This window comes from Flavobacterium tyrosinilyticum, from assembly GCF_023656565.1.
In the GTDB taxonomy this organism is placed as follows: domain Bacteria; phylum Bacteroidota; class Bacteroidia; order Flavobacteriales; family Flavobacteriaceae; genus Flavobacterium; species Flavobacterium tyrosinilyticum.
Map to the genome: position 1 here is coordinate 379,514 of NZ_JAMOKG010000003.1, position 15,762 is coordinate 395,275.

The following is a 15,762-nucleotide window of genomic DNA, read 5'->3' on the forward strand; positions in this document are numbered from 1 at the left end:
AAGTGACAAAGACTCAAAGGTGCAAAGGTTAAAACTTTGAACCTTTGTAACTCTGAACCTTTGAACCTTTATAAAAAAAATTAAACTTTTCTTCTTCCTGTAATTAATGAAATGATAAACAGGACCAAAAAAATAAAGAATAAAACTTTTGCAATGCTTGCAGCTCCGGCAGCAATACCACCAAAACCAAAAATTCCAGCTATAATAGCAAGAATTATAAATATAACTGTCCATCGTAACATAATATTGATTTTTTAAGTTCTTAATATGACTGTTTTAGAAGCCTTTTTTGTTTGATTCAAAGTTCTTTTATTCTTACAAATCTTATTAACTCAATACGCTTAATTGTTATCCCTATAAAATTAAACTAAAGCCAGAGTACACAACAGTTTCACTATTATTTGCAAGCCTTACAGAATTACCATGTTTATGCTTTTGAGTTAATTTTTTGATCGATTGGATTAATTGCCGCTTCTATACTAAAGTAATTTTAGATAAAATTTTTAACCATAATGATGGAAGCTACAAAACATGGTGTCATTTTAGAAAAAACAGATCGAAATTTTGAAGAATTAGGTGTTTTAAATCCTGCGATTTATCAAGACGAAAATACTGTTCACATGTTTTATAGAGCTGCAAAAAGAGGGAACTTTTCTACTATTGGTTACTGCCGTTTTGAAGGACCAACAACATTAGTCGAAAGAAATACACAGCCCATCTTTGTACCAGATTATATTTATGAAATTCATGGTGTAGAAGATCCGAGGATTACCAAAATTGACGATAGGTTTTACATGACTTATGTTACTTATGACGGAATTAACGCCTGTGCCGCATTGGCGATTTCAAAAGATTTAAAAGTTTTTAAAAAGAAAGGAATTATAACGCCAAAATTCATGCTTCACGAATTTACAAATTTGATTCGAAAGCATTTACAAAATCCAAGCATCGCTAAGATTTTGGCTTTTAATACCGAAAGAAATTATCCGCTGACGGAAACTATTAAAGAGAATCTGTTTGTTTGGGATAAAAATGTAGTTCTTTTTCCGAAAAAATTCAATGGGAAATTTGTTGCCTTGCATCGCATATTTCCATCGATTCAGATTTTTTCGTTTGAAAAGAAATCAGAATTAACAGAAGATTTTTGGAAAAACTATTTAAAAAATCTTCCAGATTACATTGTAATGGAACCTAAATATGATCACGAAACAAGTCATATCGGTCCAGGAGCCCCGCCAATAGAAACAGCAGATGGCTGGCTTTTAATATATCATGCTGCAGAAAGAAGAGAAAAAGGATTGGTTTATCATGCCGCCGCTGTTTTACTGGATTTAGAAGATCCATCAAAAGTTATAGGACGACTGCCAAAACCCATTATTACTCCTTCTGAATATTATGAAAGACATGGTTATGTCAATTATGTGGTTTTCCCGACTGGAACTGCCATTTTTGACGGCCAATTATATATTTACTATGGCGCTGCCGATGATAAGATTGCGGTAGCCTCCTTGAACCTGAACGAGTTATTAACCGAGCTAAAAAAGAATCCCAATGAAGACAATATCAAATAAATCAAAAATAGTTTTTTTATCTACTTTTCCGCCAACGCAATGCGGCATAGCAACTTATACGCAAGATACCATAAAAGGAATTACAGACGTTTACGGTAAATCTATAAAATGTGAAATTTGCGAACTGGTTAATGAACCAAAGGAGCATCCGACACAGGCATATACCTTAAACACAAAAAATAAAGCAGAATATGCTAAAGTAGCAGAAGAAATCAATAAGGATGAAGCTGTGAAACTAGTTCATATTCAGCATGAATTTGGTTTGTTTTCAGGAAATTACGGAGATGATCTTTTAGAATTTTTAAATGTTATTAAAGCCCCTGTTACTTATACTTTTCATAGTGTTATTCCGAATCCAAATGACGAATTGAGAACATTCGTAAAGCTATTGTTGAGCTACAGCAATTCGGTTTTTGTGATGACTAATAGATCTAAAGAAATTCTAATTAATGACTATGAAATTGATGAAGAAATAATTACTTGCGTACCCCATGGAACCCATATTGTAATATATGAAACTCCAGAAAAGGCAAAAGAAAAATTAAATATTCAAGACAGATTAGTACTTTCAACTTTCGGCCTTTTGGGTGAAGGTAAAAATATAGAAACAGGCTTACAGGCTCTACCAAAAATTATCGAAAAGGCACCAAACGCTTTATATCTAATTATCGGAAAAACACACCCCAATTTAATAAAAGACGGTGTCGATACTTACAGAGACAAATTAGAAGGCATCGTGAAAGAATTGAACCTTCAGGATAATGTTCGTTTTGTCAATCAATATTTAGATACCGATGCACTTTTAGAATATCTACAAGCAACAGATATTTATATGTTTACATCCAAAGACCCGAATCAGGCAGTAAGCGGCACTTTTGCTTATGCAATGAGTTGCGCATGTCCGATTGTGGCTTCCAAAATTCCGCATACCAAAGAAGTATTAACTCCAGATTCTGGTATTTTAGTTGATATTGGAAATGTCGATCAGTTTGCTGAGGCCGCAATTAAATTGATTGGAGATGAGAATTTGAGACACGAAATGGGGATCAATTCTTTTACAAAAATGCGTGCCTCTTCTTGGGAAAATGCTGCAATAACTCATATGAATACGTATAAAAACCTGATCAAAAACCCGTCAGAGATCAAATACAGCTATCCTCCTATTCAGTTAAAACATATCAAAAAACTAACTACAGAATTAGGAATTATTCAGTTCAGTAAAATTTCTATTCCAGATTTAGATTCAGGATATACTTTAGATGATAATGCAAGAGCTTTAATTGCGTTCTGTATGCATTACAAACAAACTCAGGACAAAGACGATCTAGCTTATATTTTAATTTATTTAGATTTCATTCAACGCTGTCAAAAACCAAAAGGAGACTTTATCAATTATGTCGATCAGGAAAACCGCGAACATGTAGAACAAAATGCTGAAGTAAATTTAGAAGATTCTAATGCAAGAGCTATTTGGGCTTTAGGAACTGTAGTCTCTATGTCAGACATTCTTCCTGAAGCTATTACAAAAAAAGCAACAAAATGTTTGTTAAACTCTCTAAAATGGACCGAAACTATTCAGTCGCCACGTTCTATTGGTTTTGCAACAAAAGGTTTGTATTTGTACCATACTACAGTTCCTAATTTATACGTTGCCGCAATCATCAATAAATTGAATGCTAAACTTTTGGCCAACTATGAAGACACGGCAACAGAAGATTGGCAATGGTTTGAAAATTATCTGACTTACGGAAATGGAACTCTTCCAGAATCGATGCTGTATGCTTATTTAATTACCAATAAACCGGTCTATAAAAAAGTGGCACTAGATTCATTAGACTTCTTAATTTCTAAAACATTTGTCGATGGAAACTTTAAAGCCATTTCTAACCAAAGTTGGCATCATAAAGGTTCAGAGCCTGATCAATACGGTGAACAGCCCATTGATGTTACTTACACAATTCAAACTTTAAATGCATTTTATAATGCCTTTAAAACACCAGAATATAAAAAGAAAATGAAAGCGGCCTTTAACTGGTTTTTAGGTAAAAATCATTTGAATCAGATTATGTATAATCCTGTAAGCGGCGGGGGTTATGACGGACTTGAAAAACACAATGTAAACTTAAACCAAGGCGCAGAATCTACTGTTTGCTATTTAACCGCAAGATTACTAATGGAAAAACTAGCCATGTCACAATCGCGTGTTATTCCGATACAAAAATCAAGAAGCGGCATTGCTATAAATTTATAAGAAAAAATACTGGAGCTAACCAAATACTTCATTTTTAAACCCTGAAAATCCCTTTCTTAATGAAAGGGATTTTTTGTTTGCGGGCAGCAACGTCAAAGTGTTTTAATTATTGTGAGCTTATGAAAATTATATAAGGCTGATGAAAAGTTGTGTAATATATTTTAACAAGTATTGAGCTAACTTTCCTATATAATTTAATGATTTGAAAAAAGTGTTAAATAATTGATTTTCATTTCACATCATTCACCTTAAAACCAAAACATTTTGATCGTTGCTATTAAAAATACATTCGCCGAAATTGGAGAGACCACCTTATTCGCCAAAAGGTTTTTTAAGGAGGTTTTTATTCCGCCCTATGAGACCAAGGAGTTTCTAAAACAATGTTATGTTATAGGATATAAATCTCTGCCATTGGTCGCTATTACCGGTTTTATAATGGGATTGGTACTTACACTGCAATCGCGTCCGACGTTGGTAAAATTTGGTGCAGAATCTTGGCTTCCTGGAATGGTGGCGCTTTCGCTGATAAGAGAAATTGCACCCGTAATTACTGCATTGATTTGTGCCGGAAAAATTTCATCTGGAATTGGAGCCGAATTAGGATCAATGAAAGTAACCGAACAGATTGATGCTATGGAAGTTTCTGCCGTTAATCCGTATAACTATTTAGTGGTAACAAGAGTGCTAGCCTGCACTTTGATGGTTCCGCTTTTAGTGTTTTTTGCCGATGCTGTCGGAATAATTGGCGGTTATGTAGGCATTAACATTCATGGCGATGTCAACTTCTATAGATTTTTAACCCAGATCATTCAATCCTTAGAATTCTTAGATCTCTTTCCAGCCACTATTAAAACTTTCTTTTTTGGATTTTTTATAGGAATGATTGGCTGTTACAAAGGTTTTAATGCTTCTAACGGAACAGAAAGTGTGGGTCAGGCTGCCAATTCTGCTGTTGTAACAGCGTCGTTGAGCATTTTTATTATAGATATGGTTGCTGTTCAAATAACCGATTTATTCTTTTAAAATGATGAAAGAAAAACTACATAAAGAACCCAAAACAAAAGAGAAAGATAAAACTCCCATTATCGAGATTAAAGATCTTCATAAAACTTTTGGAAAAGATAATGCCGTTTTAAAGGGCGTAAATCTTACTTTGAATAAAGGCGAAGATTTAGTGGTTTTAGGACGTTCAGGTTCTGGAAAATCAGTCACGATAAAATGTATCGTTGGGCTAATAGAACCGGACAAAGGCGAAATCAAAGTTTTTGATGAAAACGTTCTTAATATTACAAAAAGCGAGCTGAATGAAATTAGAGTCCGAATCGGATTTTTGTTCCAAAGTGGTGCACTTTACGATTCGATGTCCGTGAGAGAAAATCTCGCTTTTACCTTGACCAAACACAAACGTGATTTAAGCCAAGAAGAAGTTGATAATGAAGTAATGGAAGCATTAGAAAGTGTAGGTCTTGCCGATGCCGTTGACAAAATGCCTTCTGAACTTTCGGGCGGTATGAAAAAAAGAATTGGTCTGGCGCGCACGCTAATCTTAAAACCAGAAATTATTTTGTACGATGAACCCACAACGGGTTTGGACACGATAACTTCAAGAGAAATCAGCGAATTGATCTTGGATATTAAACACAAACAAAAAACTTCTTCCATCATTATTACTCACGATATGGCCTGCGCAAAAATGACCGCCGATCGAATTGTAGTTTTAAAAGAAGGAGTAATTCACGCCGAAGGAACATACGAAGAATTAGAAAAAGACGAAGACGAATGGGTACGCTCATTTTTTGAATAAAGCAAAATAAAATAATAGAAATCATGGAAAAGGAATCTGGATATACTTGGAAATTAGGAATGTTTGTAACGATAGGTTTACTGCTTTTTATAATGGCCGTATATTTTATCGGAAAACAGCAAAATCTTTTTGGTTCAACCTTTCATATTAGTTCTCAGTTTAAAACTGTAAGCGGTTTAGAAGTCGGAAATAATGTTCGCTTTTCTGGAATTAATGTTGGAACAGTAGAACAAATTCAGTTAAAAAATGACTCGACAGTACGAGTTGTTTTGGTCATGAAAGAAGAAGTTCGAAAATTCATTAAAACGGATGCCACGGCCAGTATTGGTTCAGATGGTTTAATGGGCGACAAAGTTTTAACCATTTCTCCAGGCGCTAAATCCCAAAAAGAGATTGAAGACAACGGGCAGATTGCTTCTGTTGACGGAATTGAAATGCACGATATAATGAAAAGCGTTAAGAAAAGCGTCGATAATATCGGTGTGATTTCAGACGAAATAGCCATTTTTAGCCACAGCATGAACAACGGAAACGGCGCTTTAGCAAGATTGGTCAAAGATGATAAAATGGCCAACAGCGTTTCGAATACGCTTTCTAATCTAGAAACAGGTACAAAAGGCTTCAGTGAAAATATGGAAGCGGCAAAAAGCAATTTCCTATTTAGAGGCTATTTCAAGAAAAAAGAAAAAGAGAAAAAAGAGAAGCAAGAAGAAAGAAAAGAGAAACAAGAGGAAAAGAAAGAAAAGCAAGAAGAAGCTAAAAAAGAGAAAGAAGAAAAAGCTGCCAAAGAAAAGGAGCAAAAAGAGAAAGAAGAAAAGCAAAAACAGGAAGACGCTAAAAAGGCAGAAATTAAAAATTAAATTCCAAATTTTTAAACTCCAAATTCCAATTCTCATTTTATGTCTTCCTGAGCGAAGTCGAAGGATCGCATGTTTAATCTATTCTGTGCGTTCTTAGGACGTGTCCTTCGACTTGGCTCAGGAGGACAAATATTTTGAAAAGCCTAGTATATCAAAATTCACAATTCACAATTAAAACTATATGCCAAGTCAATTCAAACATACCGCCTTAAAAGTTTTAAAAATTACTGGAATTACGATTGCGGTAATTTTGTTTTTGCTGTTTATTATTCCGTTGCTTTTTCCTGGAAAAATCGCTTCGGAAGTGAAGAAAATTGCTAACGAGCGTCTGGATACTAAATTGGAATTTACTAAATCTAAACTTTCGTTTTTTACGCATTTTCCATCATTAACTGTTTCGCTAGACGATTTATCTTTAACAGGATCTAAACCTTTCAGCAATGATACTTTATTAAGAGCTGATCAAGTTGCATTTGGAATTGATATCAAAAGGCTGCTTTTTGATAACGAAGTTAAAATCAATAAACTTTATGTTTCCGATGCTTTAATAAATGTAATGGTCAACACAAAAGGTCAAGCCAATTATAATATTTATGTAGCACCCGAAGATCGAAACAAAAAAGAAGATCCGAATGCTCCAGAAGAAGGAACAGCAATTCGATTGGAACGTATTGATTTACAAAACTGCCACGTCAAATATAACGACCGTTCGGCAAAGATTCTAGTTGATGCAAAAGGCTTTAATTATATTGGAAAAGGAAATTTGAGCGAAGATATTTTTGACTTGGCAACCGATGCTAAAATTGACGAACTGGATTTCTATTATGATCGAACTGGCTACTTAAGAAAGAAAAAAGTCAGTGCCGATTTAATTACAAGAATCAATACACACGCACTTACTTTTATTTTACAAAAAAATGAACTTCATATCAATAAACTGCCTTTAAAGTTTACTGGTCTTTTTTCCATTTTAAGAGATGGGTATAAAATCAATATTAAAGCGGCTTCAGAGAATACAACGGTAAAAGATTTATTGTCTGTAATGCCACCCGAATATTTAACGTGGCTGGAAAGAACAGAGATTTCAGGACGTAGTGATTTACTGCTCACTTTTAAAGGAGACTATAACGTTCAGAAAAAACAAAAACCAAACTTGGCTTTCAATTTAAAAATTAATGAAGGCTCGGTAAATTATAAAAATGCTCCAGTTCCTTTAACCGATTTTCAAATGGATTTGAATGCCATGCTTCCCTCTTTAGATACCGAACAATTACTGGTTAATTTGCGAACCTTGAAGTTTAAAGTGGGCGAAAAAGATTATTTTAATGCTTATCTGCACAGCAAAGGTTTAAGCGAAATGTCGATTAATGCGAGCGTGAAGGGCGCTTTAGACCTTGCTGTTGTTGATGCTGCTTTAGGATTGGAAAATATGGATTTGAAAGGAATTCTAAAAACCGATATTAAGGCTCGAGGCGTTTTTAGCACCACAAAAAAATTATTTCCTAAAACGATCGGAGGCATTTCTTTGCGAAACGGCTGGCTTAAAACAAAATATTATCCCAATCCTATTACCAATATCACTTTTATAGCTAATATGCTGAATAAAGCGGGAACTTATCAGGATCTGATTGTTGCAGTCGCGCCTTTTTCTTTTGTTTTTGAAGGAAATCCGGTTTATGTCAATGCCACTTTATCCGATTTTAGCGATTTGGCTTATAATGCCAAAATTAAAGGAGAACTGAATGTAGGCAGAATCTATCAGGTTTTCTCTCAAAAAGGGCTTGACTTAACAGGTTATGCCAAAGCAGATCTTTCTTTAAAAGGAAAACAAAGCTACGCTACAACCGGCCAATATGATAAATTGGATAACAGAGGAACATTGCTGCTAAAAGACATAAAAGCAACTTCAGAATTATTTCCGAAAGCTTTTTATATCAAACAAGGGAATTTCCGTTTTCAGAATGAAAAAATGTGGTTTGAAAAATTCAATGCTTCGTACGGAAAATCAGATTTTGACATTAACGGTTATCTGCTCAATACCATCAATTATTTCTTAGAATCAAAAGGGACTTTGAGCGGCAATTTCAACTTAAAATCAAAACTGATTAATGTAGATGAATTTATGGCGCTTGAAGAAGGCGAAAATAAAGATCGAAACCTAGAAGTCGAATATGCTAAAGAAGATCATCCGAAAATGAGCGGTGTGGTCATTATTCCAGAAAACCTAAATGTCACTTTAAATGCAAATGCAGACAAAATAGAATTCAATAAATTGATATTTAACAAACTGAATGGAAAAATAGGTGTGAAAAAAGAAGGATTTTACTTAGAAAATATTACCTTTAATATCATCGACTGTGTTTTAGGGATTAATGCATTGTATAAAGACGAGTCTCCGACCTCGGCCCATTTTGATGCTCATTTTACAGCAAAAGACTTTGATGTACAGCGAGCTTACAAAGAAATTCCGATGTTTCATGATATGGTTACTGCCGCTGAAAAAGCGCACGGAAAAATCTCTGTTGACTATAAAGTAAAAGGAGATTTGAACGGAAATATGGGACCTATTTATGAATCTATGCACGGCGGAGGAACCATTAATTTACGTGATGTTCAAATTAAGGGTCTGAAACTTTTTGATGGAATTAGTTCTAAAACAGGACAAAATGGTTTGAACAATCCGGACATGAAAGGAATTGAAATCAAATCGACTATAGATAAGAATCTTATAAATATTGAGCCATTTACCTTTAGCGTAGCGAGTTTTAGGCCAACTATTAAAGGAACTACAAGCTTTGACGGACTTCTGGATTTAAGAATGCGTTTAGGACTTCCGCTTTTCGGAATTATAGGTTTTCCAATTGTAATTACTGGAACACACGACGCTCCAAAAATTAAAATATTCAGTAAAACAGGACAAGAAATTAATCCGGCTGTTTATGATGAAAAAAACAATAAAGTAATTCGAAAAGAAAAAGTTAGCAAACCCAAAACAAAATAGCAATGAATTCAAAATCTCAGCATAAAAACAGTTCATTCGAGAAGTTTGCTTTAAAAGTTTCTAAAGCCGCTGGAAGCACACCCGCTTTTATAGGGGCTCTTTTTCTTGTTATTGGATGGGCTATTTCAGGGCCAATTTTCGATTATTCTGAAACTTGGCAATTGGTAATCAATACAGGCACAACGATTATCACTTTTTTAATGGTTTTTTTGATTCAGAAAGCACAAAATAAAGATTCTCTTGCCATTCAGTTAAAATTAAACGAGCTAGTGGCATCCAACGATTTATCGAGCAATAGCCTTGTTGATGTCGAAAATATGACCGAAGAAGAGATGAAGATTATTCAGAAATATTACCATCACTTAAGCCAGTTGGCAAAAAAAGACAAAACGATTAGAACATCGCATTCTATTGCCGAAGCAGAAGAAGTTCATAGTCGCAAAAAAGAGAAAAAAAGTAAACCAAATAACACTAAAAATAATACCAAAAACACCTCTAAAAAAATAACCAAAAAATGAAATTGAGCTCTACTGAAACGTATTGGCCATTAAAAAATGCCATTAAACAAAGTTATCCTTCAATAGATTCTGATATCCACACCGACATTTTGATTATTGGTGGAGGCATAACAGGAGCTTTAACAGCTTACAAATTATTAAACGAAGGAAAAAAAATTGTTCTTGTAGACCGCAGAGATGTCTGTGGCGGAAGCACTTCTGGCAGTACAGCCTTATTGCAATATGAAATTGATGTTCCTTTGCATCAGCTCATAAAACTACGTGGCGCTAGATGTGCCATAGACAGTTATCAAAATGGAAAAAAAGCCATTTTCGATCTTCGAAATATAATTGATACTGTGGGATGCGATTGTGGTTTTGAGTTTAAAAAAAGCGTCTATTTTACTACACTAAAAAAAGATGTTCCTTATCTAAAAAATGAATTTAAAGCTAGAAAACAGCATGGTTTCGAAATCAGCTGGTTAAGCAGATCAGAATTGCAAAAAATGGGATTGAATGCAATTGCTGGTGTAGAATCTAAAACCGCTGCTGTTATGGATCCGTTTAAATTGGCAACCGATCTTCTGTTTCATTGCCATGAAAAAGGAATGCAGATTTTTGACCGAACCAATATCGCTTCTATTCAGCATCAAAAAGGCAAAATTATTGCAACCACTGACAATAAATATTCTATTACAGCAGATCATATCATACATTGCACAGGTTACGAAAGCACAGAAATGCTAAAAGAAAAAGTGGTGGATTTAAAAAGCACTTACGTTATCACTTCTGAAAGTCAGTCCGATCTTCCAGAGAATTTTAAAAACACGATTTTTTGGGACACAGCATCTCCTTATCATTACATTAGAACTACAGATGATAATCGCATCATAATGGGCGGAGGAGATGAGGATTTTAAAGACGCAGCGAAACGAGATAAATTGCTCCCTAAAAAAGAAACCTATCTTTTAAAACAATTCTTTAAAAGATTTCCTGACTTAAATTTTAAAATTGATTATTCCTGGGCAGGCACTTTTGGAGAAACCAAAGACGGTCTTCCCTATTTCGGAAAACCTAATCCGAGAAAAAACGAACATTACATTTTGGGTTTCGGAGGTAACGGAATCACTTTTAGCGTAATCGGGATGAATTCAATCTTGGATTCACTTAATAATAAAAAAAACACAGATTTAGATTATTATAGATTTGGAAGATAGAAAGATGCTAAGGTTCTAAGATACTAAGTTGCTAAGTTTTTTTTCTTAGAGTCTTAGCATCTCAGAACCTTAGTAACTTAACCAAGCACCAACTCCATCTGAATATTACATCTTTTATAAGGAGTTTCCAGACCAAACACTTTCTCAAAACCCAATTTATAATAGAGATTTATTGCGGGTTTTAAGATGGTGTTGCTTTCTAAATATATTTTTTTTGCTCCCAATTCTTTTGCTTTTTCTGCGATAGCTTTACCTAAAAGCCAGCCAATGCTTTTTCCTTGTGCTTTTGGAGAAACAGCCATTTTTGCCATCTCAAAATCATATTCAGAATTATTCATTTTAATCAAAGCGCAGACACCTACAGGTTCATTCTCATACAGCGCCACAAGAATTTTTCCTCCTTTTTTTATAATATATTCTTCAGGATTATCGAGCGCTTTATAATCGGCTTCTTCCATTTCGAAATACTTGGAAATCCATTCTACATTCAACGCCCTAAAAGCTTCCTGATATTCTGTCTTATAGTTAACTATTTTCACATCTTTGCTTTCTCTCTTTTTCTTTTGTTCGCTAACTCTCTTAATTAAAGATTTTTGCTCCAACAAAAACTCCCATTCTTCCAGTGCAGCCCATAGATTGTGTTTGCTTTCCGCAATTATATCTTCAATCGCAACATCAATATCTTCCAACTGCTGTTTGATTTTCTTCGAAATCAAAATTCCTTTTTCAGTAAGAACGACATTATTCTTTCTTTTATCATCTGTTTTTGCGCTTTCCTTAATCAATCCAGCACCAATCATTTCCTGAATAATTTTGCTGACAGAAGGCTGAGAATGTCCAATTTCATTAGCAATTTCAGTAATGGTAATTTCGCGTTCTTCTGCCAAGGTATAAAATACAGGAAACCATTTCGGTACAAATTCAACCCCATACAATTCATATATTTTAGCAGCATCATCTGTAACAACAGCAGTCATTAAACGCAAACGACTACCAAGAGCCGCTTTTCCAACTTTATCAAAAAATTCCATAACCAATAATTAATTATATAATTAGTTATGCAAATGTATGTTTTTTTTAGACACTAAGAAACTAAGGTTCTAAGATTCTAAGTTTTTTTTGAAAACTATAGAATTTTAGAACCTTAGCGTTTATATATTGTGCTTTAGAGCTAGCGACAGTATTTTTTTGAAAGGTTAAGTTGCTAAGATTCTGAGTTTCTAACTTTTTACAATAATAACTTTAGAATCTTAGCAGCTTAAAAATATATTATGCTTTTTAGCTAACGACAGTATTTTTTTGAGAGGCTAAGTTGCTAAGATTCTGAGGTTCTAAGTTTTCCTTAAAAACGCTTAGAAACTTAGCAACTTAAATATATTATGCTTTTAAGCTAACGACAGTATTTTTTTGAGAGGCTAAGTAGCTAAGGATATGAAACATAAGTTTTCTCAAAAAAAGCTTAGAATCTTAGCATCTCAGAACCTTAGCAACTCCGGCCGCTAGGCCGTAATAGCCAACGAATTCAAATTAAACTTATATTCTTTTGGGCTGCAGTTGAATTTTTGTTTGAATATTTTAGAGAAATAGCTTCTGCTGGTGAAACCAATGCAGTATACAATTTCTGAAATATTTAAATCAGATGTTCTAATTAGAATTTCGGCTTTTAGAACACGCATATGTGTGATGTAATCGTTTACTGTACGATTATGAATCATTTTGAAACCCTCTTGAAGTTTATTTGGAGACAAACCAGATCTTTTACTTAAGGCCTTAATAGAAAATGCCTCTTCTGGACTTGTTTTAATAAACTCTGACAGTTCTTTTATTTCTTCCATTTCTCTTAAAGTCAATCCGTTTGATTCATTTGCAAAAGCATGCAAATCATCTGAATGCTGTTGGATTTCCATTGCCAAAATAATTCTCATGATGCCTTCTTTCAGCAAATTTCTCACAATTCCTTTTTGTGTGATGGAGTTAAGCTGCTCTATTTTTTCTGCGATCTGCAAATTATACGAACCAATGTAAAAGAAATCTGTTACTTGATTATTTTCAAAAAAAGTATCTTTTACTTGCTGATTTAAAGAATGAGTTTGATTAGCAGCATCAATCTGAGTACCAACAATAATTAAAGTAAGCTTTGTTTTTTTACCTTTTTCAAAAAAGAGAACATTATCTTGGTTTTGTTTAGAAGTTACAATTGCGGTCTGAAAAGTTTTTAATTTTCTTTCCTCACCATTTAATCCAAAACTATGCGAAAGGTTTCCTTTAGAACAATAAGCAAAATAAATAGGCGACGATTTTACGTTTAAAAAATCCAATCTCACATCTGCCGAAAATGTCATATCAAACTGCACATAGGAGATATTATCATTAAAGGAAGCTCCAATAATAGAACCTTCTGCAAAACTGTTTTCTACTTCAAGTGCATATTCGTCTAAATCAAAATTCACTTTTCCGCCAAAACTAGTCTGAAGTTCATCAAATATATTTTGAGTTTTTTCTGTATTTATAGTAACTATTTTCATGGTTTGCCGGATTTAAAATTATAATTTGCTAAAAAGATTATTTTCTAGAAATCTGAAATTCAAAGTTCGTTTAAAGACACGCCAAAAATGTTATATAATTTTTTGGTTTTGTTTTATAATTCCTTATAAATGTTTATTTTAACATATCTATTTATCCAGCATGAAAAGTTTTTCCTTTGCCCCTATTAGTTCTCCCTCTTCTAAAATTCTTATTTTAGGCACAATGCCTGGAACAAAATCTTTAGAGCTAAATCAGTATTATGGTCATAATCAGAATAACTTTTGGAAGTTTATGTTTCAGATTCTAGGAGAAGAGTTTTCAAATGATTACGAAACGCGAAAAAAGTTATTAGTCAAAAACAATATTGCACTTTGGGATGTCTTACAATTTTGCGATCGAGTTGGAAGTTTGGACAGTGCAATTAAAAACGAAATAGCAAATGACTTTGAAGATTTCTTGTCAACACATCCTCACATAGAAAGTATTCTTTTTAATGGACAAAAAGCAGCCGCGTTTTTTAAAAAATATGTTCACTTAACAAAAGAATACAGAACATTCACACTTCCATCAACTAGTCCGGCCAATGCTGGCAAGACTTTTCAAGATAAATTACACCAATGGAACATCATTAAAACCTTATTATAAAGACCTGCATTTTATACAATTAAAATGCAAATATTGAAATCATGTAACTTTTTCTGTTTAAAGTATAACAAAAACCATCCACTCTCGATCTAATTTTACATCAAAGAAAAATAAGCCATAGTGAAGATTTAATGAACGAAATGGAAAGGCTTTCTTCTTATTAAAATTGACAAAGCAAACTGTAAAAAGTTTAGTCTATAAAGAGAACATTGGTTATGTTAGTTTATTTTTGGGAAAAAGCTACTCTATAGAAATATAGAGTAGTTTTGTTTTTATAGGCTACCATTAAAAGATAAAAACATGAAAATTCAGACCTATTATAATCATATACGGTTTTATACACCGCATCATTTTATATATTATCCCATTTTAATTTTATTCTTGGCAACCAGTATTTATTTGGCCGTTACGACAGAAGATCATTTAATATGGATATTTATTAGCGTGGCTTTTGTGTTTCTTTTTGCACTCGCTTATATGCTGCGCCAACATTATGCATTGACACTGCAAAACAGAATTGTGCGTTTAGAAATGCGCTATCGCTATTTTACCTTAACAGGCAAAAGATTCGAAGAATTTGAATACAAACTTACAGACGATCAGATTTTTGCCTTACGTTTTGCACCCGATAACGAATTAGTCCCGCTTGTTGAAGACACTTTAAAAAATAGCTTGACAGGCGATGCAATCAAAAAAGCAATCGTACACTGGAAAGCAGATTATCATAGAGTTTAACAATATCAATGGCAATTACAATTTCAAAAATCAATGTAAATGTCAATGTCGAAAATCAATAACAATAGCAATTTTTAATTTTTTAAATTAATTATTGAATTTTGTCATTCACATTGAATTTTGACATTGAATTTTGCCATTGTCATTGATTTTTGACATTGCTATTGAACTCTCTTTTTATTGAAAATAAGATAAAACAGAAAATCTGGGCGTGCCACCATTATAAAAAAAGGGCAAATAATAGCAACGCATATTCGCCCTTTTTTTATAATGCTGTCGGGCTGTCCATGCTGCTTCGGCAGCTTATTCCCATCCCTCACGCAATCACGGTTTCAAAACAACTTTCTGAAACATTTAGCCACAATAAACCCTATGGACAATGAATTTCTGCCAATTTTTGGTTACAAAGAGACAAAGTTGCAAAGAGACAAAGGTTTTATAGGTATCTATATTTTGTAAAAAGAAGTTCTGATACAGAAATCTGATTTTGCTAATCGCCAAAGAATTTCCGTAGAGACGCACTGCAGTGCGTCTAAAACACAGATTATCCTTAATCTGCCAATCTTTGGTTAGATGCACTGCAGTGCATCTCTACAGTATAACAGAATTTGATTTTGCTAGAAAAAAACCTTAGAACCTTAGTATCTTAGCATCT

General features: G+C 33.6%; 13 protein-coding genes. 10 read left to right on the forward strand and 3 right to left on the reverse strand.

From position 1 onward, the window contains the following. Positions 1 to 80: 80 nt before the first annotated feature. The gene (locus NCC77_RS16065; RefSeq protein WP_008467744.1) at positions 81 to 242 is read right to left on the reverse strand and encodes a DUF1328 family protein; all 162 of its coding nucleotides are present in this window, start codon (positions 240 to 242) and stop codon (positions 81 to 83) included. Positions 243 to 512: 270 nt separating this feature from the next. Between NCC77_RS16065 and NCC77_RS16070 the strand changes: the two genes are divergently transcribed. The 8 genes from NCC77_RS16070 to NCC77_RS16105 all read left to right on the forward strand — a co-directional run bounded on the left by NCC77_RS16070 (position 513) and on the right by NCC77_RS16105 (position 11,201). After that, complete coding sequence (locus tag NCC77_RS16070) at positions 513 to 1,571, forward strand: glycoside hydrolase family 130 protein (protein ID WP_250836505.1); 1,059 nt, start codon at positions 513 to 515, stop codon at positions 1,569 to 1,571. Then, positions 1,552 to 3,822, forward strand: coding sequence for a glycosyltransferase (locus tag NCC77_RS16075; RefSeq protein WP_250836506.1), 2,271 nt, complete (start codon positions 1,552 to 1,554; stop codon positions 3,820 to 3,822). The genes NCC77_RS16070 and NCC77_RS16075 overlap by 20 nt, the downstream gene beginning before the upstream one ends. A gap of 264 nt (positions 3,823 to 4,086) precedes the next feature. Next, the gene (locus NCC77_RS16080) at positions 4,087 to 4,845 is read left to right on the forward strand and encodes an MlaE family ABC transporter permease (RefSeq protein WP_250836507.1); all 759 of its coding nucleotides are present in this window, start codon (positions 4,087 to 4,089) and stop codon (positions 4,843 to 4,845) included. A 4-nt stretch (positions 4,846 to 4,849) separates the two neighbouring features. Next, positions 4,850 to 5,626 (forward strand): ABC transporter ATP-binding protein, encoded by a 777-nt coding sequence (locus NCC77_RS16085; protein ID WP_432442327.1) that lies wholly within the window; start codon positions 4,850 to 4,852, stop codon positions 5,624 to 5,626. A 23-nt stretch (positions 5,627 to 5,649) separates the two neighbouring features. Further along, positions 5,650 to 6,486, forward strand: a complete 837-nt coding sequence (locus tag NCC77_RS16090) for an MlaD family protein (protein WP_250836509.1) — start codon at positions 5,650 to 5,652, stop codon at positions 6,484 to 6,486. A gap of 181 nt (positions 6,487 to 6,667) precedes the next feature. Then, positions 6,668 to 9,487: an AsmA family protein gene (locus NCC77_RS16095; protein ID WP_250836510.1), complete on the forward strand. Its 2,820-nt coding sequence runs from the start codon at positions 6,668 to 6,670 to the stop codon at positions 9,485 to 9,487. Positions 9,488 to 9,489: 2 nt separating this feature from the next. Next, positions 9,490 to 10,005, forward strand: coding sequence for a low affinity iron permease family protein (locus NCC77_RS16100; protein WP_250836511.1), 516 nt, complete (start codon positions 9,490 to 9,492; stop codon positions 10,003 to 10,005). Further along, a complete protein-coding gene (locus tag NCC77_RS16105) occupies positions 10,002 to 11,201 on the forward strand; it encodes an NAD(P)/FAD-dependent oxidoreductase (RefSeq protein ID WP_250836512.1) in 1,200 nt (399 codons plus the stop codon). Before NCC77_RS16100 ends, NCC77_RS16105 begins: the two co-directional genes overlap by 4 nt. Before the next feature lie 77 nt (positions 11,202 to 11,278). On the opposite strand, the gene NCC77_RS16110 is transcribed toward NCC77_RS16105, so the two are convergent. Then, positions 11,279 to 12,232: a bifunctional helix-turn-helix transcriptional regulator/GNAT family N-acetyltransferase gene (locus NCC77_RS16110; RefSeq protein ID WP_250836513.1), complete on the reverse strand. Its 954-nt coding sequence runs from the start codon at positions 12,230 to 12,232 to the stop codon at positions 11,279 to 11,281. A 468-nt stretch (positions 12,233 to 12,700) separates the two neighbouring features. Next, on the reverse strand, positions 12,701 to 13,726 hold the full coding sequence (locus NCC77_RS16115) for a helix-turn-helix domain-containing protein (protein WP_250836514.1): 1,026 nt from the start codon (positions 13,724 to 13,726) through the stop codon (positions 12,701 to 12,703). A 160-nt stretch (positions 13,727 to 13,886) separates the two neighbouring features. Here NCC77_RS16115 and NCC77_RS16120 point away from each other — a divergent pair, with 160 nt between their 5' ends. Both NCC77_RS16120 and NCC77_RS16125 read left to right on the forward strand, forming a co-directional pair. After that, on the forward strand, positions 13,887 to 14,372 hold the full coding sequence (locus NCC77_RS16120; protein WP_250836515.1) for a DNA-deoxyinosine glycosylase: 486 nt from the start codon (positions 13,887 to 13,889) through the stop codon (positions 14,370 to 14,372). A gap of 300 nt (positions 14,373 to 14,672) precedes the next feature. Further along, positions 14,673 to 15,107, forward strand: coding sequence for a DUF6526 family protein (locus tag NCC77_RS16125; RefSeq protein WP_250836516.1), 435 nt, complete (start codon positions 14,673 to 14,675; stop codon positions 15,105 to 15,107). Positions 15,108 to 15,762: the final 655 nt, after the last annotated feature.

Coding starts and splice junctions, on each gene's coding strand:
- NCC77_RS16065 (WP_008467744.1), bottom strand. CDS start 242: ATGTTACGATGGACAGTTATATTTATAATTCTTGCTATTATAGCTGGA.
- NCC77_RS16070 (WP_250836505.1), top strand. CDS start 513: ATGATGGAAGCTACAAAACATGGTGTCATTTTAGAAAAAACAGATCGA.
- NCC77_RS16075 (WP_250836506.1), top strand. CDS start 1,552: ATGAAGACAATATCAAATAAATCAAAAATAGTTTTTTTATCTACTTTT.
- NCC77_RS16085 (WP_432442327.1), top strand. CDS start 4,850: ATGAAAGAAAAACTACATAAAGAACCCAAAACAAAAGAGAAAGATAAA.
- NCC77_RS16090 (WP_250836509.1), top strand. CDS start 5,650: ATGGAAAAGGAATCTGGATATACTTGGAAATTAGGAATGTTTGTAACG.
- NCC77_RS16095 (WP_250836510.1), top strand. CDS start 6,668: ATGCCAAGTCAATTCAAACATACCGCCTTAAAAGTTTTAAAAATTACT.
- NCC77_RS16100 (WP_250836511.1), top strand. CDS start 9,490: ATGAATTCAAAATCTCAGCATAAAAACAGTTCATTCGAGAAGTTTGCT.
- NCC77_RS16105 (WP_250836512.1), top strand. CDS start 10,002: ATGAAATTGAGCTCTACTGAAACGTATTGGCCATTAAAAAATGCCATT.
- NCC77_RS16110 (WP_250836513.1), bottom strand. CDS start 12,232: ATGGAATTTTTTGATAAAGTTGGAAAAGCGGCTCTTGGTAGTCGTTTG.
- NCC77_RS16115 (WP_250836514.1), bottom strand. CDS start 13,726: ATGAAAATAGTTACTATAAATACAGAAAAAACTCAAAATATATTTGAT.
- NCC77_RS16120 (WP_250836515.1), top strand. CDS start 13,887: ATGAAAAGTTTTTCCTTTGCCCCTATTAGTTCTCCCTCTTCTAAAATT.
- NCC77_RS16125 (WP_250836516.1), top strand. CDS start 14,673: ATGAAAATTCAGACCTATTATAATCATATACGGTTTTATACACCGCAT.